The following is a 25,997-nucleotide window of genomic DNA, read 5'->3' as shown; positions in this document are numbered from 1 at the left end:
AAGAAGTTTAAATTTTTGACAGAATATAATTAACGAAAAGGGGAGAAGGAAGGGACAAATATGGATACAGTAATGCTGTCGCGTATACAATTTGCGTCGACGACAATATTCCACTATTTCTTTGTACCGGTATCAATCGGACTAGCGCTCTTGATTGCAATCATGGAGACAATGTACGTTAGAAAAGGTAATGAAGAGTACAAAAAAATGGCGCAGTTCTGGGGAAAGCTATTCCTCATCAATTTTGCAGTAGGGGTAGTTACAGGAATCTTGCAGGAATTTCAGTTCGGGATGAACTGGTCCGATTATTCACGTTTTGTGGGTGATGTATTCGGGGCTCCACTTGCAGTTGAGGCATTGGCAGCCTTTTTCCTCGAGTCTACTTTTATTGGGATATGGATATTCGGCTGGGATAAGGTGTCCAAGCGAGTACATTTACTGTCCATCTGGCTGGTAGCATTCGGTACGATGTTATCTGCATTCTGGATTCTAGCGGCTAACTCTTTTATGCAGCATCCTGTGGGTTTTGAGATAAATAATGGACGTGCAGAAATGAATGATTTCTTCGCGCTTATTACGAACGGACAATTGCTGGTTGAATTCCCACATACAGTACTGGCTGCTTATGCAACAGGTGCTTTTCTTGTAACAGGTATTAGTGCTTATAAAATATTGAAGAAACAAGAGGTTTCTTTCTTTAAGAAGTCTTTTCAGATTGCAGCCATCGTAGGGATTATTTCTTCTATTGGTGTAGCTGTTGCTGGTCACGCCCAAGCGCAATATTTGGTTGAAACTCAACCAATGAAAATGGCAGCTTCCGAAGGACTGTGGGGTAAGAGTGGTGACCCGGCACCTTGGACCGTATGGGCAAACATTGATCCAAAGAATCAAATTAGTAGTGGAGAATTTCAAATTCCTTATATGCTGAGTTTCCTTTCATACAGTAAATTTTCCGGTGAAGTTAAAGGTATGCTTGAGCTGCAAGCGGAGTATGAGCAAACCTATGGCCCCGGTGACTATATTCCACCTGTACGTACGACATTCTGGAGTTTCCGGATCATGGTTCTAGCAGGAACGTTAATGATTGTATTGGGAATGTACGCTATGTACTTAATGTGGCGCAAAAAAATGGACCGTCCGAACACTTGGTTTATGCGGTTTATGTTATGGGGCTTGTTGCTTCCTCCGATTGCGAATACAGCCGGTTGGGTTATGACCGAATTCGGGCGTCAGCCATGGACGGTATTCGGACTGATGACAACGGAAGACAGTGTGTCGCCTAATATTACAAGTGGTCAAGTTCTGTTCTCCGTGATTTCTTTTACAACGATTTATTTAATTCTAGGATTAGTGTTGGTCGGATTGTTTATTAAAGTGATTAAAAAAGGTCCTTATGCAATGGATAACGATCACGGCGATTCGAATGATCCATATAACGAGGAGGGTTCCCATGATATCTCTTAATGAATTGTGGTTTGTGCTGATTGCAGTTCTGTTTATAGGGTTCTTCTTCCTGGAGGGTTTCGATTTCGGCGTAGGGATGGAAACACAAATTCTCGCTAAAAATGATACAGAGCGCCGTGTTCTGATTAACTCGATCGGACCCTTCTGGGATGGGAATGAGGTATGGCTTATCACAGCTGCGGGTGCAATGTTTGCGGCTTTCCCTGAGTGGTATGCAACGCTGTTTAGTGGATTCTATATTCCTTTTGTATTTGCCTTATTAGCTCTGATAGCGCGTGGTGTCGCTTTTGAATTCAGAGGTAAACGTGATTCATTGGCTTGGAAAAGAACTTGGGATGCTTGTATCTTTATCGGCAGCTTCCTTCCACCATTCCTCTTGGCAGTAGTATTTGCAAGCTTTATCAAAGGATTGCCTATTGATGGGGAGATGCAAATGTATGCAGGGTTCACAGATATCGTGAATGTGTACACTGTAGTAGCAGGGCTTACTGTTGTCCTTCTGTGCCTGGTGCATGGTCTCATGTTCACAACACTGCGTACAGTGGGGGATCTACAGGCTCGCGCTCGCAAGTTGGCTCAAAAATTGCTAATCCCGCTCGCAGTTTTATTTACTGCTTTTGTGATTATGACTTATAATATGACGGATATTTTCGAGCAACGTGGAACGATTCTTATGATTATTGTAGCCCTGGGAGTTATCGCCTTTGTACTGTCCGGTTACTTCATGACGAAGAAGAAGGATGGCTACGCTTTTGGAATGACAGGAGCGGTAATGGCGCTTTCGGTAACTTCTATCTTTGTAGGATTGTTCCCGCGTGTTATGATTAGTTCAATTGATCAAGCTTTTAATTTGACGATCACTAATGCGGCTTCGGGCCATTACTCTTTGAAGGTAATGACGATTGTGGCACTGACTATCCTTCCGTTCGTATTGGGATATCAAATTTGGAGTTACTTTGTCTTTCATAAACGGGTTCACGAGAAGGAGCATCTTGAATACTAATGGATAAAAACTTGCTTGGGTATAAAGGAGTTAAGCCAGTCTTTCTGATTGTAGGCTTCCTTACCCTGGTGCAAAGCTTGTCCATACTTCTGCTGGCTAAATCGCTGGCAGAAGTCATCTCTGCGCTATTTGCGGGAGAACCTCTGAAGGAACAATGGGGCACTGCGCTATTGTTCCTTCTTGCATTTCTTGTGCGCCATGCTTGTGCTATGCTGATGAGCCGTGTCTCTTACCGCTTCGCGGAAGCAACGGGCAGCACTATGCGGAGGGAAATGATGGACAAGCTCTTCCAGCTTGGCCCTAGAATGGTGGGCGGGCGTGGAACCGGGGATCTTGTTACACTGGTGCTGGAAGGGGTAACTAAATTCCGCACGTATCTGGAAGCGATCATTCCTAGAATGGTAGGGATGTCTGTTACACCGATCTTGGTGCTTATTTACGTCTTTACGATGGACACTACGAGCGGGATTATTCTTACGGTAACTATGCCGATTATTATTGTTTTTATGATTTTGATTGGGATGACGGCCCGTAAGCAAATGGATCGGCAATTGAAATCGTATCGCACATTATCTAATCATTTCGTAGACTCATTACGTGGGCTAGAAACATTAAAATTTCTAGGACGCAGTCGTAGTCATAGCGACAGCATTGCTGCTGTCAGCGATCGTTATCGCTCGGCGACCATGCGTACGCTGCGAGTGGCCTTTTTGTCATCGTTCGCCCTGGATTTCTTCACTATGCTGTCTGTAGCTTCTGTAGCGGTAAGTCTTGGTTTGCGGCTTGTAAATGAACAAATGACATTGGTTACGGGCTTAACGATTCTAATCTTGGCTCCGGAATATTTCCTGCCTGTCAGATTGGTAGGTTCAGATTTCCATGCTACTTTGGATGGGAAAGAAGCCGCTGAAGCAATGAAGAGCATTATAGATCAAGATGAGGTGAAGGCTGAAGTAATCGTCCCTAACGGTGATCTATCTGTCGGTTCTGCAGCAAAAACATCGGAACAAATATTCACTTGGCATGAGAATAGCGTGCTCACATTAAATGATGTTAGCCTGAAGTATGAGGAAGCAGGGCTTTCTTCGCTGGAAGCGCTGAACCTGCAATTTAAAGGAGCTAGCAAAATTGGGATTATCGGAGAGAGCGGGGCCGGTAAATCTACTTTAGTGGATATATTAGGGGGCTTCTTACACCCTACTTCAGGAAGTATCACGGTTAACGGTACTACGGTTAGTGCATTAACGGATGAGGCTTGGCGAAAACAGACCTCGTATATCCCGCAGCGTCCGTATATTTTTAGCGGTACGTTAGCTGATAATATACGTTTTTATTACCCTGAGGCTTCTATGGAGGCTGTTGCCGCGGCAGTGAAAGCTACGGGTTTATCGGGTTTGGTGGATACTCTTCCGCATGGCCTAGATGAGATGATTGGTGGCGGCGGCCGTTCGTTCAGCGGTGGCCAGGAGCAACGGGTGGCATTAGCCCGGGCACTGCTTAGCAGCCGTCCGATTATGCTTCTAGACGAGCCAACGGCGCATCTGGATATTGAAACGGAATATGAGCTGAAGGAGACGATGGTGCCCCTTTTTGAAGGAAAGCTGGTCTTTCTGGCTACCCATCGCCTGCACTGGATGCTCGATATGGACATTATTGTAGTAATGAAGCAAGGTCAAGTGGCAGAAATCGGTACCCATCAGGAGTTACTTGCCCGCAAGGGTGCGTATTATGAGTTGATTGGGTCGCAATTGGAGGGAATCCATTGAAACGTGAAGGATGGTTTGCTCCCTATGTATCGTCGTATTTTTGGCGTTTTGTGCTAATTATTGTGCTTGGGGCGTTGACGATTTTTACTGCCTCTTCATTGATGTATACTTCAGGATTTCTGATCTCAAAAGCGTCTACGCCGGTCGAAAATATCCTGATGATCTACGTGCCGATTGTTGGTGTACGTACGTTCGGAACAAGCCGGGCAGTCATTCACTACGTGGAACGGCTGATTGGGCATGACACCATTTTACGGATTCTTTCTAAAATGCGTGTGCGCCTGTACAATATTTTGGAGCCACAGGCCTTGTTCCTGTCGTCGCGTTTCCGTACTGGGGATATTCTCGGGATGTTAGCTGATGACATCGAATATTTGCAAAATGTATATCTGAGAACCGTATTTCCAAGTGTTATTGCTTTATTGATCTACGGGGTTGCAGTGATTGCGTTGGGCACCTTTGATATCGGTTTTGCGTTATTAATGGCTTTGTATATTTTGGTGTTGGTCGTGGTATTGCCGCTTATATCTTTGTTGTTCACCCAGAAACGTCAACGTGAAGTGAAGGTAGAGCGTAATCGCCTCTATCAAAAGCTGACGGACGCCGTTCTCGGTATGGGCGATTGGGTCATTAGTGGACGGCAAAGCCAGTTCGTGGAGACCTACGAAGCAGATGAGAAAAAAGTGGCCAAAACTGATGCAGCGCTGCGCAGCTGGGCGCGTCTACGTGCGTTTATCGGGCAAGCAGTCGTTGGGGTTGGTGTACTTTCGATGTTATATTGGGCCGCCGGAGAGTATGCGGATGGTGCTATTGCAGGTACTTTGATTGCGGCGTTTGTCTTGGTTGTTTTTCCTGTAGCAGATGCTTTTTTGCCAGTATCCGAAGCAGTGGAGAAAATCCCGCAGTACCGTAACTCGCTGGAGCGGTTGTCTGGAGTGGTCGGAGAAGAGCAGAATATAGTTTCCGAACAGGCATCTGTAGTCGATGTTCTACCTCAGGTCATAAAAAGTGCTCATATCAAGCTCGAAAATATAGGTTACCGCTATGGATCAGAGGATAATTGGTCGGTTCGTGATCTCAGCCTCGACATCCCACAAGGCAAAAAAATTGCCATCATCGGCCGTAGCGGGGCAGGGAAATCGACGTTGTTAAAGGCTATTCAAGGGGTTATCCAACCTTCTGCAGGTTCGGCTATGATTAATGGAATCGCGGCTGCTGCCTATGGCGATAACATTCCGTCTATTATAGCGGTGCTAAATCAAAGCCCACACTTATTTGATACTACGGTAGCGAACAATATTCGCATGGGTGATCCGAAGGCTTCCGAACAAGCGATTAAAGAAGCTGGAGCATTAGCCAAAATGGATACGCTGATCTCCTCGTTACCAGATGGATACAATACCTTTGTCCGTGAAGCGGGGCAACGTTTCTCCGGTGGAGAGCGCCAGCGGATAGCGTTAGCTCGTATTTTGCTGCAAAATACACCTGTCGTCATTCTTGACGAACCGACCGTAGGGTTGGACCCAAGCACGGAGCGTGATCTTTTGCAGACGATGTTTGAAGCTATGGACGGTAAATCTCTGATCTGGGTAACGCATCATTTGGTTGGTGCGGAGCAGATGGATGAAGTGATTTTTATGGAAAATGGCTCGGTAGAAATGCGTGGAACCCATGCAGAGCTGATGGAAAAAGAACCACGTTACCGCAGATTGTATGAGCTGGATCGTCCAGTGGAGTTTCTAGGGTAGGATGGAGAGTTTGCAGATAACATTTATAGAAATTAGAGAGATATTAGTGAAGAGATTCCTTTTGCCCGTTTGGGGTGGGAGGAATCTTTTTTTTCGGTAGGGCAAGAATATAGACAATGGATGAACAGATTGCTGGAATGGATAGATAGGAGTTCCATTTTCGTGGGAAGTATGGTAGAACAATAGAAGGAGTATTAGGCCGCAGCGGCACAGAAAGGGATGCTTGGTTGAATGTATGTAGTATGTAAAGAACATGTAGAGTTAGCCATCGACAAATTTGTGGACGAGTATGAGGATGCACCTGATATTGTGGACTTGAAGGAGACCGAGTTCTCGGACTGGGACCCGCCGGCCAAATGTGCGGAATGTGAGAAGAATGCGGAATATTTAGTGGTCTAAAGGACTGTTAAAATTTATTAAAAACACCTTGCAGTTCCGGAAATGGGCCGCAGGGTGTTTTTTTGCATGAAATAATATATGTGTTAGCCGATTAGGTCTTATGCATCTGCTGCATCTACTATGTCGGTCAGCGAGCTACTTCGGTTGCCTCGGCGATAGAGAATAGCTGAGATGATGGCGATCAATGCTGCAATAGAGAGTCCCCAGTAGATATTGGAGTAGGCTGCAGAAAGCGGCAGTCCGCGCTGCCATTCCAGAGCGCTTGCGGCCATAGCCACGCTGAAGGCGCCGCTAAAGAATTGCAGCAGCTGGAACAGGCCCATCCCAGAGCCGATTTGCGAAGAAGGCAGAATCCGAGAGATTTCATTGGATACACTACTGGACAGTGTCGTGAAGGCCAGACTCATAATCATATAGATGAACATGACGGCAATCCATGACCGCCCAGCAAAGAAAGCGAATAGGATGGTAGCGGTCAATACGAGCAATGGTGCAAAACGTAAAATCCCCGCATTGCCATAACGGTCAATGATTCGCCCCACGGAGCGGGAGACAAAGATGGCGAGCAGCGAACCCGGAAAGATCACAAGCCCGGCATGGCTTGCGCTGAAGCCGAAACGGTGAGTCAGAATCTGCGGCAGCAGGAATAACGTGGCAAAACTGCACAGGTAGGAGGCAACTCCGATCAGAGCCAACACGAGATATGAGCGGTTACGGAAAAGCTCCGGCATCACGAATGGATCAGGTGTGCTGCGGATACGGCCAACAAATAAAGCAATGGCGACAATTCCGGCGATCAAGGCAATCCACAGCCCGCTGGTCAGGAACAGCAGCAGCCCGGTCGTGCCGACGCCCAAGAACAGCCCGCCAAGCACATCAAAGGAGCCACGGGTGGGTACTTCTTTGGGCAGCAGAATAAGGAACAGCGGCACTAGAAGCAGAATAGCTGCCGTTACAGAGAATAACCAAATCCAACCGAGATATTCGACGATGGCTCCGCCCGCGACCGGCCCAAGCCCTAGACCCAGCGAGACGGCTGACATAATTGTCGCCATTGCTTTGCCGCGGCGGGCTTGCGGGATATAGCGGGTAAATAGGACAAGCGACAAGGACATTACTGCGCCCGCGCCTGAGGCCTGGAGAATACGAACGATAAGCAGGAAGATAAAGTTGGTGCTGAAAAAGCCGGCAACAGCCGCGAGGCCCAGCGTCAACAAGCCTATAACCAACAGACGGCGAATCGGCAGAAAATCAGAAAGCCGGCTGTACGTGATTGAGGCAATCGAGAACATAATGGAATACCCAGTGACAATCCAAGAAGCAGACGCAGCCGTAATCCCGAAGGCTTCGGTCACATCAGGCAGCGCCAGATTGAACATAGCCGTATTCATGATGACGAGAACCACAGCGACACTGAACAGCAGGGTCAGCAGGCCTTCTCGTGGAAGAGGCGCTTCCGGAACGGAGGCTTCATGATCCGCATTCGCGGAGAGGTTATTTACAGAAGTCATGTGCGAAGCACTCCTTTTATTATTGTTTAATAGTTCGATTACTTACGAACAATTGAAATATAGCATGCGTTGATATAAAATGCAATTAGGAACACCAATATTTTTTTCGCATTCATCGTACGACAAAAGGGGATAATCATCCGTGAAAATACTATTTCATCCGGACCGCAAGGACATTCAGCTTGCCTCCGTATTGTATGCACTCAGCGATCCGATTCGCTTACATATCGTATCGGATATTCACTTAAATGGAGAACAGGCTTGCAACTGCTTCAACGTCCCGATCGCAAAATCCACCATGTCTCACCATGCCCGTACTTTGCGCGAGTCAGGGGTTGTTTTTACACGAGTTCAAGGAACACAGCGCATGTTGTCCCTGCGGACTGAGGATCTTAATGCACGTTTCCCAGGCTTGCTGGACTCTATATTGAGTGCTTATGAAGCTGGGGAGAAACCGGATTTTGTGATGGAGGAGCAGGGGGAGAGTAAGTAGAAGTAGATTGAACCTGCTGAGGACGGGGAATACATGAAATTCTAGATTCAGGCAATCTAGGAATACGTGGGATCAGATCCAGGGATTGCATGAAAAATAGGACATTTAGGGACTGCGCAAGAGTAGGCCGTTTTAATTGTCGTTTCTTTTCCACCAAATATGTGATAGAACAGAAGGTACTTACTAAAACTACAAGGGACGCCCAGTGCGCGTCCTTTTGCTATTTCTATAGAGGATTATGACAGGAGGCACTTATGCTTATTCAAATTATTGGCGTAGGAAAGTTGAAGGAAAAGTACTTGATCGATGGCATCGCGGAGTATGCAAAACGGCTGACACCATACCTGAAGTTTCAGGTCATTGAGGTGGCAGATGAAAAAGCACCCGATTCTCTAAGCGAAGCAGAGGTCGTGCAGGTTAAGGGACGCGAGGGCGAACGCATCCTCGCGCAGATTAAGAGCGAGGCGCATGTCATTGCGCTCGCGATCGAGGGCAAGCTGTGGAGCTCGGAAGAGCTTGCCGCAGAAATTGACCGGCTCGGCACCTACGGGACGAGCCATGTCGTGTTTGTCATCGGAGGGAGCCACGGGCTCTCCGACGAGGTCATGCGCCGCGCGCAGCAGCGCATGAGCTTCGGGCGCATGACGCTGCCTCATCAGCTCATGCGCTTGGTACTGGTGGAGCAGGTGTATCGCGCGGTGAAGATCAATCGGGGGGAACCTTATCACAAATGATGGTAAAGCGGAGAACAGAACTCAATATTAGTTTAAATGACTTGAACTGCACGGCATAACAGTTGAAAGCCAATACAATTGAAATAACAAAAATGTAAAAAGAGCCTCCACTTCGATTTTAGTGGAGGCTCTTTTAAGGCTGCTAATCAATGCGCCAGATGCTCGCTCATACTTATGTAAAATTAAATGTTTGCTACTTGGCAATGATAGGCACCCATAATCCCTGCTCAATTTTGGCTCCAGGAGCCAAATAATTCTCTATACATGAGGAGTGAAGAGTTTATGGTTACCTCAGCTGAGAGCGATATTCAGGATATTGTAGGTATGCTTCGTGACGCTAATGATGAGAAGATACGCGTGGCGAAAAATGTACTTAAAGAATTATTATGAGATACGTCCCTCAGAGCAAATGAGGTCATTTAAAACAAGCGCACAAGCCATTGGCTTGTGCGTTTTGCTGCAGCTTAAGTATAGTTCTTATTTTATGATTAATGGTAATAGTCTGAAATTTGATTTTCTAATAATCTTATTAATTTAAACGGGAGCGGCCATGTCGTCATTTATCGGATTTATAGTAGTTATTATCGTATTATCCATCTTAACTGGGATGAAGCAGGGGACTAAGAAGAAGAGATGACGCAGTACGGCAAGCGGAAACCTGCTGTTAAGAAAAGCAATAACAAAAGCGTGAAAACGACCTTTAACCGTTCTTCAATACCATGCAGTCCTGACGATGTACTTTTAAGAACACCTTTGGACAAACTAGCATTGCCGTTATTTATGGATCATAAGGAGGAAGAAATGACTGAATTACTAGCTCCAGCAGGAAATATGGAAGCTTTAAAAGCTGCAATTTCTAATGGTTGTGATGCAATATACTTAGGAATGCAAAAATTTGGTGCACGTGCATACTCATCTAATTTTGATTTAGAAACGTTAAAAGAGGCTGTTACGTATGCGCACCTGAGGAACGTTAAAATCTATGTTGCAATGAATACCATCGTTTTTGAAAATGAAGTTGAAGAGATGAAAGAGCAGATCCACGAATTAAATGAAATCGGTGTTGATGGCATTATCGTCCAGGATCTGACTGCGTTCGATTATATCGTTAAAAACTTTCTTGATATGGAAGCACATTGTTCAACTCAAATGGGAATAGACGATTTAGACGGAACTTTATTATTAAAAGAACTTGGTGCCAAAAGAGTTGTTCTGTCCCGTGAGGTTGAGATTGAAAAAGTAAAAGAGATCAAAAGAAAAGCTGAGATACCTTTAGAAATTTTCGTTCACGGTGCTTTATGTGTATCTTACTCGGGAAACTGTCTAATGTCAGGATTAATGGGTAATCGAAGCGCAAATCGCGGAAGATGTGTGGGTTCATGCCGTAAGGAGTATGAACTCATGGATAAGACAACAGGTACATCTTTAGGGAAAAACCATATTCTATCTACCAAGGACTTAAACACAATCGACTATATCGAGGATTTAAAAGAAATCGATTCTTTAAAAATAGAAGGCCGAATGAAAGTGCCTACGTATGTTGCTAATGTTGTATCCAAATATCGCAGGGCCTTAGATCATAAAATAACCGAAGAAGATAAAGAAAATCTGAAAAAAACATTCAATCGAACATTTACTAAAGGATATTTGTTTCACGAAGATAGGAGAAATATTACAAACATTTTAAGACCTAATCACTTTGGTTATGAAATTGGAACAATCAGCAAGATTGTTAAAGATAGGTATGAAATAACACTTACACGTCCTTTAAATCAGAACGATACCATTCGAATCAGTCACAACAATGAAGATGTTAATTTAACGGTTGCAAAACTGTACGATAAAGAGGGCGAATTAATCAACAAAGCAGATGATGTCTGCTATATCAAAATCAAAGAAAAGATGTCTACGGGAGATTTAGTATATAAAACGAAGGATTATTTCTATAACAAAGAATTAGAATCATCACTGGAAAAAGAATTTAAGCGGATTAACCTCGATATCAGAGTATATGCACGTCCAGATTCAAAGCTTGTCATAGATGCGGAGGGCTTAGGCTGTCATTATTCATATGAAAGCGAGGAAATACTAGGTGAAGCCATTAATAATCCAACAACAAAAGACCAGGTAATCAAGCAATTTTCAAGATTAAATGATACGATATTCGAACTTAATCATGTGGATTTTGAGGAATGCAATGCTTTTATTCCAGCTAAACTGTTAAATGCAGCAAGAAGAGATATTGTACTGGGCTTATATGATTTAAAGCTTAACAGCCAGAAGAAAAGAACCAAGACTTTGGAAGCAAAAGAAAAAATAAGCTTTGCCCCTGAAAAACCATACTTTACGGCCTCTGTAACGACTAAGGAGCAGTATGATGCTTGCGTGAGCTGTGGAATTAAGGAAATCTATTATGAAAATGTTGTTAGAAGAAATCAGAATCGTTATAAGGAAAAAGAAGGGCAGCTACTAATCGGAGGATATGGCGGAATTTATCACTACAGAGAAACGAATCCGTTTGTTACGGACTATTCTCTAAATGTTGTTAATGCTACTAGTTGCTATGAATTATATAAATTAGGTGCAAAACGAGTCACTTTATCTTATGAATTGAATAAGAGCCAAATTGAAGATTTAAGGAATGCCTATTATGAAGAAAATGACGGCTATCCTGCACTGGAAATGATTGTATATGGCAAGGTTCCTTTGATGTTTACAAAATATTGCCCGATGAAAAAAATGAATCAATGCAGAATTTGCAAAACGAAGAGCTATGAGTTAAAAGATGAGCACGGAACGTTCCCTATCATTTCCCATAATGATTGTACAACGACTCTCCTTAATGGGAAGACGCTTAATCTTTTAGATGAGCTACAAAACATCAAAGGAATCGAGGCGCTCAGATTAAACTTCACAGTTGAATCCAAAGAGCAGGTTGTGAAAGTCATTAATATGGCGTCAGGCAAATTAAATGGCTCTATGAATAATGCTGTCTTTAATCAGGAAACAGACACAAGAGGACATTTTAATAAAGAGATTGTGTAGTCGTGGAATTCATTAAATGTTCTAAAATCTTGGGGAATACTATAAGTAAATCCGAGACAGGTGCAATTCAATCCAATCATAAGGATGAACTTCAGATGAAAATATTATTAGTTGAAGATGATAAGACGATCGCGTCGGGACTGGAATATTCGCTGCAGCAAGAGGGTTATTGGACTGTTCTCTGCCATAATGCCGCTTCAGCCCGAAAGGTGCTCGCCGAAGACATCGATCAGTTCACTATTACGAGCTAGAGAAGCTGTCCATCTATTTACGGGAGATTAGCAGCGGCCAGGCCTCCCTTGACCCTCGCGATAATCAAGAAGGTGAGCTTAGCATCTTAAAGAATGATATTTACAAGGTGACACGCATGCTCTCCGAGCATCGTTCTCTATTGCAGCAGGATAAGCTTCAACTGACCGATGCCATCTCCGATATTTCACATCAACTCAAAACACCGATCACCTCTATGACAGTCATGGCAGATCTGTTAAGCGCCCCTGATCTGCCTCCACTCAAAAGAACGGAGTTCACCCATCATATTCGCATTCAACTTGAACGGATCGATTGGCTTGTTTCATCTTTATTAAAGCTAGCGAAAATGGATGGGGGACTATCCCGTTCAAAAAAGATCGAATACACATGAAAACCCTAATCCTAAATGCACTGGAGCCGGTTATGATTCCGATGGATATTAAGGGACAGACCGTTTCCATCACAGGGGATGACAACGTCTCTTTTGACGGCGATTTCCATTGGACTGCTGAAGCGGTTATCAATATTTTGAAGAATGGAGTGGAGCATACACCTGAGGGCGGTGCGATTACCATCACATTTTCCGACAACGTGCTATTTACGGAAATCGTTATTGCTGACAACGGAGAGGGCATTCCGAAAGAGGATTTGCCTTATATATTCAAACGTTTTTATAAAGGAAAGAATGCTAATGAAGGAACCATCGGTATAGGGCTTGCGATGGCTCACAGCATCATTGCAAGCCAGAACGGCGTGATTGATGTAACGAGCGACAGCGGGACTGGTACAGAGTTTCGGATCAAATTTTATAAGCATGTGATTTAACAGCACTCCATAAGTGACTAAACTGTCACCTCCAATGTCACTGTAAAGTCATTTTGGACAGATAAAATGATATTCATCAGATGAACGATGGAGGTACAACCATGCAAATGAAGCAGCATCGCAAGATTACTTTTTTTATCACGATAGGCTACACCCTGATTATTCTTTATTTTATGTTTTTTGCTTTCGGCAGAGTGGATAAGGTAGATCTAACCAGTCAGTACACCTTTATTTTTTTGCCGGACGATTTTTTTAGGGTGCCGGGTCTTTCCGATCTTCTACATCCGACACTGATGGACTTGGTGGGTATTGGAAACATTGCAGCCTTCATACCTTTTGGCATACTGTTTCCGTTGTTATACCGCACCAGCTTTGTTCGCTTCATGACAGGGTTTATCCTGTCCATTCTTGTGGTGGAGACCATCCAGGCACTAACATTCCTCGGCAGCTTTGACACGAACGACGTCATAAAGAACTCATTGGGCGCTGCTATTGGATTCGGGGCCTACAAGATTGGCTTCCGTACAAAAAACTACTGGAGAAATATCACTGCTACGGGAATTGCCAGTGCTGTCTTAATGCTCGGCGTGTGGGGGGTCTTAGGAGTAGTTGATCAAGTGTTCACCAAAGAGTTGGCCCCTTTTGTAGCGATAAACGAATGGGAAGATAGTACCGGAAATCGATTAACGGGAACCAAACAGGACAGTCTTAAGATTGGCGGTCAAGACGTGACACCCCAATATAATGTGTATGGCATCGAAGGTAAAAAGAAGGAAACATATACGTATTCGCTAGGCAATAAGGGAGATCTGTATCTTAGCTTGAATTATGGAATTCCTGATCATAAGGATTTTCAGGGCAGCATTAAGGTTACCGTTGACGGGCATGAGCTCCTGTCTGTATCTGCAGAAGATCAGCTCCATGAGCCGGATATGAGGATCCTTTATCTCACCGGGGCTAATGAGCTTAAGATAACCATTGAGGGGAATGAAACCCTTTGGGATGTTGGATATAGAGAGATGGTATATACCTGGAATTGAGCATCTAGGGAAGGAGGGATGGCAATGGAGATTTTAACAATTGAAAATTTGTCCGAAATATACGGCACAGGCGAATCGGCGGTGAAGGCGCTTGATGATGTTTCCTTTTCGGTCCAAAAAGGTGAATTCGTCGCAATTATCGGACCTTCCGGATCGGGGAAATCGACACTCCTTCATATGCTGGGCGGTGTGGATCGACCGACTGGCGGGAAAGTGTATGTTCAGGATACGGATATGTATACCTTGGACGAAACGCAGCTGGCCATCTTCAGACGCAGGCAAATCGGGCTGATCTACCAGTTTTTCAATCTGATTCCCGTCCTGACGGTGGAAGAGAATATTACGCTGCCGCTCTTGCTGGATCAACAAAAGGTAGATCAAAAGCAATTGGCTGATCTTGTGAATACGTTGAATTTGCAGCATCGATTAAACCATCTGCCGAATCAGCTATCCGGTGGACAGCAGCAGCGTGTCTCGATTGGCAGGGCGATCATCGGCAATCCTGCGATCATGCTGGCCGACGAACCCACCGGGAATCTGGACAGCAGGAATAGCAGCGAGATCGTCGTTTTATTGAAAATACTGAATAAGACCTATCATCAGACACTGATCGTAATCACGCATGACGAACGGATCGCCCTGCAAGCCGACAGAATCATTTCGATTGAAGATGGGAGGATTGCCAAAAACGAGGTGATAAGGCGATGAATATTGTCAATACATTAACCATCCGGCATCTGAAGCAGAACAAGAGACGAACACTTGTGACTATTTTTGGCGTAATTATTTCGGTATCCATGATGACCGCTGTCATTACGCTTGTTTTTTCCTTTGCGGATTTAATGATCAGACAAACTATCACAGATACAGGGGAGTGGCATATTCAGTATCAAGATATAACCAAGAAACAGCTTGCGGCGATACAGGGCGATGATGCAACCAAAACGGTTGCAATCACAAGAGACCTTGGGTATGCCCCATTAGAAGGGGGACAAAATTCCAATAAGCCGTACTTGTTCATTAAGGAATATGATGTGCAAGGGTTCACACAATTTCAGATTGAAATAAGCAAGGGACGTCTTCCGCACACGGACAAGGAGGTTGTGATCTCCGAGTCTGTTGCAACAAATGGCAAAGTGAAGTACGAAATCGGCGACCGTCTAACGCTTCGCGTCGGCGACCGATTCGAACAAGGGGGCGATCATCCCCTGGATCAGACGGAACCGCTGCGCAGGAAAGACGGCACATTGACCGAGACATTACAGCATAGCATAATTAGGGATTATACGGTGGTAGGCTTCATTAAACGTCCGGTGTCGGAAACGGCTTGGGCCCCGGCTTATACGATCATTAGCTATGTCGATGATCATATCATCGGGGGGGATGATCGGGTCGATGCGTCGGTGGTCTTGCAGCGGGTCAATCCGTTCTTGTTCGCACATGCGGAGAAGCTGGCTGAGAAAAACCAAATTGACACTGTCCAATATAATAACGATTTGCTTCGTTATTATGGCTTGTCCAGCAGCGGGGCCTCATCCAGCATGATGTTCTCATTATCGGCAATCATTATAGGGACTATTATAATTGGCTCGGTTGGACTCATCTATAACGCTTTTGCGATATCCGTCTCGGAACGTTCCCGCCATTTAGGGATGCTCGCTAGCGTGGGGGCGACGAAAAGGCAGAAGCGAAATTCCGTATTTTTTGAAGGTATCGTCATTGGTTTGATCAGCATTCCCATTGGCATCTTATGCGGTCTTGCCGGAATCGGAATCGCCTTTTTGTTCATGAACACAATGATTGAAGGGGCATTATGGACTAGTGAAAAGCTGAGGCTTATCGTCACGCCGTTATTGCTCTTGATTACTTGTCTTGTTTCGATGCTGACGATTTTCGTTTCGGCGTATCTCCCGGCGGTTAAAGCATCTAGGGTATCTCCCGTGGACGCGATTCGCCAAACCACTGACGTAAAGCTTACGGCCAAAGCAGTGAAGACGTCGAAGATCATTCGTAAGCTCTTCGGAATCGAAGCAGAAATCGGGCTGAAAAACTTAAAAAGGAACAAACGAAGACATCATGTTATTCTTTTTTCGCTTGTCATCAGCATCGTTTTGTTTTTGACGATATCGTTTTTCACGACTGGCCTGACACAATCTCTGGCATTGTCGCTGGAAGGCATCAATTACGATATTGAAGTGTCGTCCAGTAATGGCGAAAGACTAGATGACCGGTTGATGCAATCGCTTGTATCTCTGGATGGCGTCACGGAATACAACGTGAGTCATGAGTTAGTCGGGAACGCTTGGGTCGATGCAGCAAGCATCGCCGACGAGTTGCAAGAGAAGGTTAAGCAGGATAAGAGTATGCTGCAAGACGGGAAATACCCTTACGAAATTAAGCTCTATGCAATGAATGATTCGAGCCTGCAAGCTTATGCCAGAGCGGTTGGCGCAGATTACGAACAGCTTACGGATCTGGATCATCCCGCCGCAATCGTGATGGATACGATTCATTACAAAGATATAGATACGGGGAAATATATTCAGACGAAGTCCATATATGCGAATATCGGACAACATATCGAGCTAACGAGTTTTATTAAAGCGAGCGGGGAAGAAACGAAGGCAAATAAAGTGATATTTGCCGCATTGACGGATAAGGCACCGATGGGGATGAGCCCGGTAGGCGTAGGCGGGTTAAATATGATCGTGTCGGAACGCGTCATGAATCGGCTGGCAGACGGCGAGGAGCTGGCTAACGCTTCGATGTACCTCCATTTGAAAAGCACGGAACCGGTGAAAACGCAGCAGGAAATTGAAGCGATGAATGAGACCAATCTGAATGTCTACAATGTATATCAATTCAGAATAAGAGAAGAACAACAGATTCTGCTGATGAACGTCTTTTCTTACGGTTTTATCGTATTAATCTCTGCGATTTCTGTTGCGAACATCTTTAATACGATCTCAACAGGGCTGGCTCTTCGCAAACGGGAATTCGCGATGCTGAAATCCGTAGGCGCGACGCCAAAGGGGTTTGCAAAAATGCTGAACTATGAGAGTGTTTTTTATGGGGTCAAGTCGCTCTTGTATGGGCTTCCTGTCAGTTTCGCCGTGATGTTTCTGATCTATAAAGCATTTGCGAACAAATTCAGCTATGGGTTCACCCTGCCCTGGATGAGCATTCTGTCTGTCATTGTGTGTGTATTTGTCATTGTCAGCTCTGCGGTTGTTTATTCCGGAGCTAAAGTAAAAAAGGAGAATATTATTGATGCATTAAAGCAAGAGAATATATGATTCACGTACTTCACCCAGAGGAGGAGACGTTACCCGACGTCACACACAATCATGCGAGTCGACCGATTGCTCTCCATGCTGCTGATCATCTCCGGTAAAGGTACGGTAACGGGCAAGGAGCTTGCCGAGCATTTCGAGGTATCCTTGCGAATGAAGAATTTACACGGCTTGTTTGGCAGGAACGAAGCTTTTAATGACATCATGTTAAAGGTTGAGCATACCTATAAGCGGGAGTCCGATAAGCACAAGCTGACTCTGGATATGTCCCATTTCAGCATGGAGCAGGAAAATAAAGAATACATTGGGATCATAAGCAAGGCCATCACGGATAACAGGCTGCTGGTGTTCGACTATATCAATAGGGATATGGAAAAGCTGGAGCGAACGGTAGAGCCAAGCTGGATTGACTTTCGCCACGGCCATTGGTATGTGATAGGCTTTTGCCGGGTCAGAGAGGACTACCGCAGATTCAAGCTCGTGCGGATTAGGCAACTGAGACAGGGGCCGCCTTTTGCAAAAAGAGAGCTGCCGGAAGACCAAATCGCCGAGGTTATTAAGCAAAGCTATTCGCAGCGGGACATACAGGTCGTACTCAGATTCACTTCGCGAATTGGCGCGCAGCTTACCGAGTATTTTGAGAAAGAGAAGATTAGCCGGGGTGAAGATGGCAGTAGGACGCTCCAGCTATATTATGATAGAAATGTGTATAAAGTGAAATTTATCTACATTGATCCATTTACACAAGAAGAAAAGCTAATCAATGAGGAAACCTATCGTTTCGGCGTACAATTCATGATTCCAAGTAAATCTGTCTGGGGATTAGGAGTGACTGGAATTGGATGGAAGGCGTTAGACGGGGCACCGGAAATTGATGAGTATGCTATGAACTTAGTGCCGGCACAAAATGTGACTTATGAGCTTATCTTGCCTGACGAAGGAAGCGGAGAAGGTGGAGAAGGTGAAAATCCGGGATTTCCAGGTTTTCCGGGATTTCCGGGAAGTCAATTCCCAGGCCTTACGGGTTTTATAAAGTTCTAATGTAGCTGTTATCATTTAGTTGGTTCTTATGAAAAGGTTCATCGTGGCTGACTGCTGCGATGAACCTTTTTTGCTGACTGTTCTATCACTCAGACCACTTAATTTGCCGTCTTATTGATAAAATCAATCTCATTTCTGATCCCTTTATGGGCGTCATTCCACAGGCCCTTTGTCAGGCGAATGCGCAGCAGGCATGTGTTAGGATCTTCGTCGTTATTGGCTTCGTTATACCACCCGGCGAATATTGTGCGCAGCTTTGTCATCATCTCCGCGTTTTTCTCGTCACATACCCAGCCCAGGTTTTCACCGATACCATCGGCCGTAAAGTTTTCGACGATGATACAAACAGCGACTTCGGGGTTTTGGGCGATCTGCTGCATCTTGCCTGAGGTCGCGTAAGTAACGGTGTAGAACGCACCGTCCTCATAATAGGCGTCTACAATGCGGGCGGAGGGACGGCTTTTGCCATTAGCCCCCGGTTCCAGTGCGATGGTGGATAGTGAGATCAGGCCGTCCTTGTTACCCGCTTGTTCTTCCAGCAGCTTCATGGCTTCGTCGTACTTGCTCATTATATTACCTCCTAAAGTGTCATAAGGCATACATGATTAAGCTTATCATTGTAAAATCTTAGTGCATGTGAAGAATAATACGATAAAATATTAAATCGCCATCAATCCAAGCTTATACTCGATGGTCTTTTTTTTATGCCATTTAATCTCCAGTCTACAAATATATCTATTTTTTTTATGTAATAGACATTGTAAATTACCCTGGTCCTATTGTAGAATCAAGAAGTTGTCGAATAATGGTGTAAAATGCCATCCTTGGAACTCACTAGGACGACAGACTCATTGATATTTTTAGAGTAAGAAGGGGGAAGAAATAATGTTATTCCAAGCAGCACGCCGTAAACTCAGTCTGATGATTGTGTTTGCCCTATTATTAAGCACTCTTACGCCACATATGGTGTTTGGTGAGGCCGCGCAGTTCAAAGACATCACAGGCTCTTATGCGCAAAAGGAGATTCAATCATTAACTGAAGCAGGAATAATCTCAGGTTATGAAGATAACTCTTTTAAACCGAAAAAGGCTATGTCACGTGCCGAACTGGCGAAAATCATAGTCCTGTCGTTGGGGCTAGAAGCAAATGCTGATCAAGCCGCACCGTTTAAAGACGTTGCCGCGAACAGTTGGTATCGCGGTTATGTAGGTGCATTGGTAAAGGCAGGCATTACGGAGGGGACATCGGCCACCACCTTCAGTCCTAATGCAAATGTCACCCGTGAGGAGCTGGTCGTGTTTTTCATCCGAGCTTTCGAATTGGATGAAACAGCGAAGAAGCTTCCGGTTGATAGCAAGCTGTCGGATATCTCAGAGGTGTCCGAATGGGCAAAAGCGCAAGTATCCCTTGCCTTCAAAAATGGTTTCATCAACGGGGTCCAAGGCAGTGACGGCACTCTGAAATTCAAACCGAAAGAGCATGCGGAGCGCCAGGCTCTGGCTCGTCTGGCTTATGAGTTCAAAACCAATAAGTCAGTATATGTCGAGAAATCCAAACAGCTTCTGGCTGAAGAGGTTAATAAGGGCAAGAGTCCTGAGGTAACACCGACTGCCACCCCGGCAACAACTGACCGCGGGACATCTGTGACAGCACCGGCGCCGGGAGCTTCAGGTCCGGGAACGCCAGCATCGGCAACCCCAGCACCGGCAACCCCAGCACCAGTGACACCAACATCGGCACCGACACCGACACCGGCAACCCCGGCACCGGCAAATGCTCTCCAGGTTGTGGTGAAGGGGGAGAGTTCAGATGCCATTTATGTGGAAGAGCCAACAGAAGTTATATTCCGCTCATCGATTAATGCGCCAGGAACGGTAATCGCTAGTGTCTATCAAGTAGATGACAGCGGCAAAGTCATTTCGCAAATCATTTCGTTGTACGATGACGGTTTGGAAGCCCATGGAGACAGTCTTGAGGCAGACGGACTGTACAGTGGCAAAGCAGTATTGACTGAAAGTACGGAGGGTTACATAAATCTGCAGGCGTTTGTGGGAGATGTGCCAAGCAGTACAGTTTTTAAATTATCTGTAATGAAGCATCTTACGGATGAACAGCTTGCACAAACGGAAATCATTGAAAATAATACACAGAGTAAGCTTGATCAACTGGCTACTTCATATGGTAATTTGCAAAAAGCAAAGGAAGAAACTGTGGCTTGGCTCCAAACCCAAGCAGAAGTAGAGCATGCTGGGATTTCGGGTGAAGGAGGAAGCATCTGGTATTTGCTGGACAACGGGATTCTAGGGGGGATATCCGCAGCTCCTGAGAATACAAAAGGGTTAAGCAGCACCGTAGAAGAGGCTGCGTCCAGTACTACATTGGCGGCTGAGGCGCTAACGCAAAATGTGGAACAAACCGTGGCCACCATAGGAAGCCAGCGAGTTGCTGTGATTTCTCCGTTCTCCGGCACACTTCCATCTTCGACTGTTTATGACGCTGTATATCACAGCTTTGACCAGTCGAGTTACCCTTTCCTTGTAGAAAGAGTAAAGGACACCGCAGCGGGCGTTAATTTCTTTAAAGGGCTGAATCAGTATGGCGTCGTGGTCTTGGATACCCACGGAGATACTTACTATGATGAAAAAGTGCTTCAAAAGCTCCATAATAAGTACGGCATTGATTTCAAATACGCTGGACCGCAAGTTATGTTCCTGACAGGAGAAAAGGCAACGACAGAGAGCAAAAAGACCTATGAGTTGGACTTGAAAAAGGGACGACTGGCTATTATATCCGGTTATTATGCTATTACACCGTCTTTTATTACACGGTACAACGATATGCTACCTGATACCATCGTATATAATGGCAGCTGCCGCAGCGCGTACAACGATTCCATGGCAGATGCCTTCATCAACAATGGTGCTGGCACTTATTATGGATATACCGATTATGTAAAGCTTGCATATGATCAAGCTATTGCTAAATCCGTATTTACCGCTTTAAACGATGACAACATGACAACCGAAAAAGCCTTTCAAGCAGCAGTGGCTGCCCATGGAGCAAACGATGGGTTGGCAGCATTCTTCATGAAAGGAAGCAGCATTGGCACTAAGACCGAAGGGGTCATCAACGGAACCTTTGAAAACGGAACTTGGACCGGCTGGAATGGAAACGGCGATGTTCGGGTGATCTCCAAGCTGGGACCGCTTAAACCGACAGAGGGGAACTACATGGCTATTATCAGCACTGGCCTTGGGTATGAAAACAATGATCAAGGAGGATATGACTACAATTCAGACAGTTATATCGAGCAAAGTTTCATTGTTCCGGCGGGTGCAACAACCCTATCGTTCGATTACAATTTCATTTCTGAGGAGCCTAAGGAATTCGTTGGAAGCAAATTCAATGACACCTTCAGAGCAACGGTAACTTCCAGTGTATACATTAATACGGCTTCCCTCATTACTTCTCACATAAATGGCGGCAATACAGTGACGTCCAGTGTCTATGGTAATGATTCTGTTATTATCGGGGCTGAATCGATTAATGAATCCACGGCCTATTGGATTGAAGAGAACAAAGTAGCGATTGATTTCTACGGCGGGGATCATACAACATACATGACGAATTGGAAGCATGTACAATTTGATGTAAGCCAATTTGCCGGCAAGGGCTCCATTGTCCTTCGGTTCCATGTTTGGGATCAAGGAGATAGTATCTACGATACGGCGGTACTAATCGATAATGTAATATTAAAGTAATCAAAAAACGGCTGGATCAGGGGAACCTGACCAGCCGTTTCTTTTGGAAATAAGCTAATGGGCGTGCGTTTGGATATGGATTCCAAATAAAGTGTGCATATTGCACATAATTTATGTTATACTTTATTATGTGCAATATGCACATAATATGGGGTGGAAGAAGGGTGTAAATATGAAGGCAGCAATCGTAAAGGTTAAGGGGACGATTCCCGTAATGGGTCATTTTGATTCCCCCGTTGGGACAGAGGGGCTAGTTATAATTAACGTTACGGCCACAGCCTTGAGTCGAGTTAGCAAGTTCCGTTCAATGGGTATGCACTATTCTTCTGAAGATAACTTTCCAATTGTAGCCGGTATCGACGGTGTAGGAACTTTGAAAGATGGGTCTCGTGTTTACTTTGCGCTGCCTACTGCACCATATGGCAGTTTGGCTGAGCAAACAATTGTCAACGAAAAGCTGACTGTCCGTTTACCAGATGGTATTGATGATCTCACTGCTGCCGCTATCGCCAACCCTGCTATGTCGTCATGGGCTGCATTGGTATTTCGAGCTGATTTTAAATCCGGTCAAACTGTATTGATTAATGGCGCTACTGGTACATCCGGTAGTTTAGCAGTTCAGATTGCTAAGGGTCTGGGGGCCAAGAAGGTCATTGTAACAGGACGCAACGAATTGAAGTTGCAAGCACTTGAAGCTGATGAGGCCATTGCATTTGATATGACAGCCGACAACGGTCAAAAAATGTTTGAAAACGCCCTAATGCCAGTTATTGCTGAAGGTGTTGATGTTATATTGGATTATCTTTGGGGCGACAGCGCACTCGCCATCATGTCAGCTCTTGCTAAGGCGAAAACGGATCGTTCAACCCGTTTTGTAAGCATTGGAACTTCATCTGGCCAAGAAAGCATTCATTTACCTTCATCTCTTTTACGCTCATCAACAATCGAACTCGTAGGTAGCGGAGATAAGAGTGTTTCCAAAGCTGATATGCTATCCGCTGTTAGAGGTGTCTTTGAAATGGCCGCCGAGGGGAAGATAAAAATTAACACAAAAGAGTTCGCTCTAGAAGATATTGAAGAGGCCTGGAATGCCCCGCTAATGCCTCGTCCTGTTGTAAGGGTGAAATAAAATGGAAAACGATATTTTTAAAGCGCTGATCGATTTAGTTTCCATTATCAATAGGCCAGACCGCGATAAGAAGATGATTGCTAATGCTGGCGTAAATTTGGAGGCAGCAACCTTTCGTGTCTTTGTGGGCATCGTGCATCTCCAACCGACTAGTGTTGGTGATTTGGCCGCCATGATGGGAAAAAACTATTCGAGTGTTAGCCGGCAAATCGATAAGTTAGAAAACGCGGGGTTGGTTCATACGTATCCATCAAGTGCAGATTCCCGCATTCGTGTGTCTGAATTGACGAAAAGCGGGGAGGAAATCAATGCAATGATTAGCCTCACCCGTGAACGAATTTTGCATGCAGCTTTGGATGACTGGACTCTGGAGGAAAAAAACAGCTTATTGAATAACTTAAGGCGTTTATTTGAATCGCTGCAAAGATTCGACTAGTTGCAGATTATGACTGTTCACACACAGTTCGATGTTTATTGCGATGGTGGATATTCGGGTAAAAGGAATTACGGATTCAATGGGGAACCATTCTGAAATCGGATTTACGAGGAAGCCGCAAAAATGCTAAAACGCTACTGACACAACGTTGTCAGTAGCGTTTTTGTATATTAGGTGTATAGCGAGTAGCGCATTGTTTTGGAGATAGGGTGACCTTGCTCATAATCTTATTATAGAGGTGGAATCTATTCATGAGTAATATCAAATGGGAAGTGGATCCGGACCACAGCTCCGTCGAGTTTTCGGTGACGCATTTAATGATTAATAAAATCAAAGGAGTATTTGAGCGTTTCCAGGCGATTTTAAGTTTTGATCCCAACGAGTTAACGACCATGGGTATTCAGGCTTTCATAGACGCAAATAGTATCACAACTCGCCAAGCGCAACGAGATGAACATTTGAGGGGCGACGACTTCCTTCATGCTGCCAAGTATCCAACCATTGCATTTCAAAGCACCAACTGTGTCTTTGCTGGTGAGCGGCAATATGAACTTTCAGGCAATCTAACTCTGCATGGAGTAACCCAATCTGTTACTTTTCATACTGTTTTTGAAGGACTAAACAAGGACCCCCGCGGACGGGAACGTGTAGGATTTCATTCAACAGCCAGTATTGATCGTAATGAATTTGGTTTGAAATTCAACTCGCCTCTGGAAACGGGTGGAATTATAGTCGGAAATGAAGTGAGGATCGAGCTTTGTATTGAGGCAATTAAAATAAATTAGTGACCCTAAAGACTATCCTTTTATCGGGATGGTCTTTATTCAAAACTTGCTGTTACAGAAATTGCGCTGAACCGTATTACTAATTAATTTACTCTTGCACCGAGCGGAGAAGCTGCTTGGGCTTTTTTTATGTGCAGAAATGACTAGAAGATGCCTTGACTTATATTTGCATTAAATATTACCTAAATCGTATTTATCGAGCAGGAAATAACAGGAACTAAATTGAAAAAGTATACCCTATAGCAGCACTGACCGGGAGGATGGCATGCAATTTCAACCAATTTATTATAATGGGGAATTATTTCTACCGAAGATCGAATTAAATATGACACCGAATCAATCGGTTGGCATCATAACGGACTTGAAGCGAAAGCAGCTTTTAATGAATCAATTAGGTGATCATTCCCAATATTATTTATTTCGGGCTGGGCAAAACGAGTATATGCGTTTATCGGTGGAGGAACTAATCACTTTTCTAATCAGAATAACGGAGAGGAATGAGCGTGCCGCTTCGTTGATAGATTATTTTGCTTTAAAGGAAGAACGGAAGGTAAAGATCAAGGATCTAAGCTCATCGAAAAGAATGTATGTGACATTGCTGCGTGTGTTTTTTGCGCATCAGCCTACACTTGTACTGGAGGAACCCTATTTTTACTTGGAAGAGCAAGATTGTCGTCAACTCAAACGGATTCTTGATGATCTTTCACAAGAAAAGCAGATTTTAATTTTAACTTCGAATTTAGAGGATGCCCTTATTTCCTGTGATGCCATTTATCGGTTGAACGAATCGGGATTTCATCCATTGGATATTCGGGACTTCGACGAGGATAAGCAGGAAGTACAGAAACAAGACGAGGCCAATATAACCTTGCAGAAGATCTCTACCAAAAGAAATGACAAAGTGATTTTATTTAATCCGCCTGAAATTGATTTTATAGAAAGTGTAGAGGGGTCAATCCTTGTTCATGTGGGCGGTGAAAATTATGACTGTGCGCTAACGCTGACCGAGCTCGAGCAGAGATTATTAAATTTCGGTTTTTTTAGGTGTCACCGATCCTATATTGTTAATCTGCAAAAAGTAAGAGAGATTATTACATGGACGAAAAATAGCTACAGCTTGCGATTAAATACAGGTCAAGATGCCGTGGTTCCGTTATCCCGTTCAAAATTGTCTGAATTAAAAGCTCTTCTTAACATTTAAAGGGTACCATTCAGGCGCTTACAGCTACATTTCGGCGCGTTTTGATGGCAGGAAGCATGTAATCTGTATA

At 44.6% G+C, this 25,997-nt stretch carries 19 protein-coding genes and 2 pseudogenes; 19 read left to right on the top strand and 2 right to left on the bottom strand.

Annotation, left to right across the window (positions count from 1 at the left end):
- Positions 1 to 60: 60 nt before the first annotated feature.
- The 5 genes from NST58_RS32260 to NST58_RS32240 all read left to right on the top strand — a co-directional run bounded on the left by NST58_RS32260 (position 61) and on the right by NST58_RS32240 (position 6,380).
- Positions 61 to 1,464 (top strand): cytochrome ubiquinol oxidase subunit I, encoded by a 1,404-nt coding sequence (locus NST58_RS32260; protein WP_076181720.1) that lies wholly within the window; start codon positions 61 to 63, stop codon positions 1,462 to 1,464.
- Entirely contained in the window at positions 1,451 to 2,467 is a 1,017-nt protein-coding gene (cydB, locus tag NST58_RS32255; RefSeq protein ID WP_076278208.1) for a cytochrome d ubiquinol oxidase subunit II, read from the top strand. The genes NST58_RS32260 and cydB overlap by 14 nt, the downstream gene beginning before the upstream one ends.
- Positions 2,467 to 4,233, top strand: coding sequence for a thiol reductant ABC exporter subunit CydD (cydD, locus tag NST58_RS32250; RefSeq protein WP_339245558.1), 1,767 nt, complete (start codon positions 2,467 to 2,469; stop codon positions 4,231 to 4,233). The genes cydB and cydD overlap by 1 nt, the downstream gene beginning before the upstream one ends.
- Entirely contained in the window at positions 4,230 to 5,981 is a 1,752-nt protein-coding gene (gene cydC / locus NST58_RS32245; protein ID WP_076305870.1) for a thiol reductant ABC exporter subunit CydC, read from the top strand. Before cydD ends, cydC begins: the two co-directional genes overlap by 4 nt.
- Positions 5,982 to 6,212: 231 nt before the next feature.
- Entirely contained in the window at positions 6,213 to 6,380 is a 168-nt protein-coding gene (locus NST58_RS32240; RefSeq protein ID WP_063829780.1) for a CxxH/CxxC protein, read from the top strand.
- Between the two features lie 98 nt (positions 6,381 to 6,478).
- Here the strand turns inward: NST58_RS32240 and NST58_RS32235 are convergent, their stop codons facing one another.
- Positions 6,479 to 7,891, bottom strand: a complete 1,413-nt coding sequence (locus NST58_RS32235) for an MFS transporter (RefSeq protein ID WP_038573941.1) — start codon at positions 7,889 to 7,891, stop codon at positions 6,479 to 6,481.
- A gap of 142 nt (positions 7,892 to 8,033) precedes the next feature.
- Between NST58_RS32235 and NST58_RS32230 the strand changes: the two genes are divergently transcribed.
- From NST58_RS32230 to NST58_RS32190, 9 genes and pseudogenes are all read left to right on the top strand, one after another.
- The gene (locus NST58_RS32230; RefSeq protein WP_076181727.1) at positions 8,034 to 8,384 is read left to right on the top strand and encodes a helix-turn-helix transcriptional regulator; all 351 of its coding nucleotides are present in this window, start codon (positions 8,034 to 8,036) and stop codon (positions 8,382 to 8,384) included.
- Positions 8,385 to 8,638: 254 nt separating this feature from the next.
- Positions 8,639 to 9,118 carry a 23S rRNA (pseudouridine(1915)-N(3))-methyltransferase RlmH gene (rlmH, locus tag NST58_RS32225; RefSeq protein WP_076303504.1) on the top strand — a complete coding sequence of 160 codons (480 nt, stop codon included), beginning with the start codon at positions 8,639 to 8,641 and terminating at the stop codon, positions 9,116 to 9,118.
- A 633-nt stretch (positions 9,119 to 9,751) separates the two neighbouring features.
- A complete protein-coding gene (locus tag NST58_RS32220) occupies positions 9,752 to 12,163 on the top strand; it encodes a DUF3656 domain-containing protein (RefSeq protein ID WP_339245556.1) in 2,412 nt (803 codons plus the stop codon).
- Positions 12,164 to 12,258: 95 nt separating this feature from the next.
- Positions 12,259 to 12,405, top strand: a pseudogene (locus tag NST58_RS32215) (DNA-binding response regulator); the annotation flags it as partial.
- A pseudogene (locus NST58_RS32210) lies at positions 12,402 to 13,240 on the top strand (HAMP domain-containing sensor histidine kinase); the annotation flags it as partial. The pseudogenes NST58_RS32215 and NST58_RS32210, both read left to right, overlap by 4 nt.
- A 101-nt stretch (positions 13,241 to 13,341) precedes the next feature.
- Positions 13,342 to 14,280 (top strand): VanZ family protein, encoded by a 939-nt coding sequence (locus NST58_RS32205; RefSeq protein ID WP_076303505.1) that lies wholly within the window; start codon positions 13,342 to 13,344, stop codon positions 14,278 to 14,280.
- 24 nt (positions 14,281 to 14,304) lie between these two features.
- The gene (locus tag NST58_RS32200; RefSeq protein WP_339245554.1) at positions 14,305 to 14,988 is read left to right on the top strand and encodes an ABC transporter ATP-binding protein; all 684 of its coding nucleotides are present in this window, start codon (positions 14,305 to 14,307) and stop codon (positions 14,986 to 14,988) included.
- A complete protein-coding gene (locus NST58_RS32195; protein WP_339245552.1) occupies positions 14,985 to 17,576 on the top strand; it encodes an FtsX-like permease family protein in 2,592 nt (863 codons plus the stop codon). The genes NST58_RS32200 and NST58_RS32195 overlap by 4 nt, the downstream gene beginning before the upstream one ends.
- Positions 17,577 to 17,627: 51 nt before the next feature.
- Entirely contained in the window at positions 17,628 to 18,614 is a 987-nt protein-coding gene (locus NST58_RS32190) for a WYL domain-containing protein (protein ID WP_339245551.1), read from the top strand.
- A gap of 98 nt (positions 18,615 to 18,712) precedes the next feature.
- On the opposite strand, the gene NST58_RS32185 is transcribed toward NST58_RS32190, so the two are convergent.
- The gene (locus NST58_RS32185; protein ID WP_076191502.1) at positions 18,713 to 19,183 is read right to left on the bottom strand and encodes a pyridoxamine 5'-phosphate oxidase family protein; all 471 of its coding nucleotides are present in this window, start codon (positions 19,181 to 19,183) and stop codon (positions 18,713 to 18,715) included.
- Between the two features lie 316 nt (positions 19,184 to 19,499).
- Here NST58_RS32185 and NST58_RS32180 point away from each other — a divergent pair, with 316 nt between their 5' ends.
- The 5 genes from NST58_RS32180 (at position 19,500) to NST58_RS32160 (ending at position 25,927) form a co-directional block, all read left to right on the top strand.
- The gene (locus tag NST58_RS32180; protein ID WP_339245550.1) at positions 19,500 to 22,376 is read left to right on the top strand and encodes an S-layer homology domain-containing protein; all 2,877 of its coding nucleotides are present in this window, start codon (positions 19,500 to 19,502) and stop codon (positions 22,374 to 22,376) included.
- 172 nt (positions 22,377 to 22,548) lie between these two features.
- Positions 22,549 to 23,505: a zinc-binding alcohol dehydrogenase family protein gene (locus tag NST58_RS32175; RefSeq protein ID WP_339245549.1), complete on the top strand. Its 957-nt coding sequence runs from the start codon at positions 22,549 to 22,551 to the stop codon at positions 23,503 to 23,505.
- 1 nt (position 23,506) lies between these two features.
- Positions 23,507 to 23,941, top strand: a complete 435-nt coding sequence (locus NST58_RS32170) for a MarR family winged helix-turn-helix transcriptional regulator (protein WP_339245546.1) — start codon at positions 23,507 to 23,509, stop codon at positions 23,939 to 23,941.
- Between the two features lie 251 nt (positions 23,942 to 24,192).
- Positions 24,193 to 24,726, top strand: coding sequence for a YceI family protein (locus NST58_RS32165; protein ID WP_339245544.1), 534 nt, complete (start codon positions 24,193 to 24,195; stop codon positions 24,724 to 24,726).
- 265 nt (positions 24,727 to 24,991) lie between these two features.
- Positions 24,992 to 25,927, top strand: a complete 936-nt coding sequence (locus NST58_RS32160) for a LytTR family transcriptional regulator DNA-binding domain-containing protein (protein ID WP_076181756.1) — start codon at positions 24,992 to 24,994, stop codon at positions 25,925 to 25,927.
- Positions 25,928 to 25,997 lie beyond the last annotated feature (70 nt).

The organism is Paenibacillus sp. FSL R10-2796 (assembly GCF_037965315.1).
In the GTDB taxonomy this organism is placed as follows: domain Bacteria; phylum Bacillota; class Bacilli; order Paenibacillales; family Paenibacillaceae; genus Paenibacillus_AQ; species Paenibacillus_AQ odorifer.
This window is presented reverse-complemented; position numbering and strand designations above follow the sequence as displayed.

Bases quoted from the DNA above. Each gene is read 5' to 3' on its own strand.
- NST58_RS32220 (WP_339245556.1), top strand. From the start codon at position 9,752: ATGACGCAGTACGGCAAGCGGAAACCTGCTGTTAAGAAAAGCAATAAC.
- cydB (WP_076278208.1), top strand. From the start codon at position 1,451: ATGATATCTCTTAATGAATTGTGGTTTGTGCTGATTGCAGTTCTGTTT.
- NST58_RS32160 (WP_076181756.1), top strand. From the start codon at position 24,992: ATGCAATTTCAACCAATTTATTATAATGGGGAATTATTTCTACCGAAG.
- NST58_RS32260 (WP_076181720.1), top strand. From the start codon at position 61: ATGGATACAGTAATGCTGTCGCGTATACAATTTGCGTCGACGACAATA.
- NST58_RS32235 (WP_038573941.1), bottom strand. From the start codon at position 7,891: ATGACTTCTGTAAATAACCTCTCCGCGAATGCGGATCATGAAGCCTCC.
- NST58_RS32180 (WP_339245550.1), top strand. From the start codon at position 19,500: ATGTTATTCCAAGCAGCACGCCGTAAACTCAGTCTGATGATTGTGTTT.
- NST58_RS32200 (WP_339245554.1), top strand. From the start codon at position 14,305: ATGGAGATTTTAACAATTGAAAATTTGTCCGAAATATACGGCACAGGC.
- NST58_RS32205 (WP_076303505.1), top strand. From the start codon at position 13,342: ATGCAAATGAAGCAGCATCGCAAGATTACTTTTTTTATCACGATAGGC.
- NST58_RS32240 (WP_063829780.1), top strand. From the start codon at position 6,213: ATGTATGTAGTATGTAAAGAACATGTAGAGTTAGCCATCGACAAATTT.
- rlmH (WP_076303504.1), top strand. From the start codon at position 8,639: ATGCTTATTCAAATTATTGGCGTAGGAAAGTTGAAGGAAAAGTACTTG.
- NST58_RS32170 (WP_339245546.1), top strand. From the start codon at position 23,507: ATGGAAAACGATATTTTTAAAGCGCTGATCGATTTAGTTTCCATTATC.
- NST58_RS32165 (WP_339245544.1), top strand. From the start codon at position 24,193: ATGAGTAATATCAAATGGGAAGTGGATCCGGACCACAGCTCCGTCGAG.
- NST58_RS32190 (WP_339245551.1), top strand. From the start codon at position 17,628: ATGCGAGTCGACCGATTGCTCTCCATGCTGCTGATCATCTCCGGTAAA.
- NST58_RS32175 (WP_339245549.1), top strand. From the start codon at position 22,549: ATGAAGGCAGCAATCGTAAAGGTTAAGGGGACGATTCCCGTAATGGGT.
- NST58_RS32195 (WP_339245552.1), top strand. From the start codon at position 14,985: ATGAATATTGTCAATACATTAACCATCCGGCATCTGAAGCAGAACAAG.
- cydD (WP_339245558.1), top strand. From the start codon at position 2,467: ATGGATAAAAACTTGCTTGGGTATAAAGGAGTTAAGCCAGTCTTTCTG.
- NST58_RS32185 (WP_076191502.1), bottom strand. From the start codon at position 19,183: ATGAGCAAGTACGACGAAGCCATGAAGCTGCTGGAAGAACAAGCGGGT.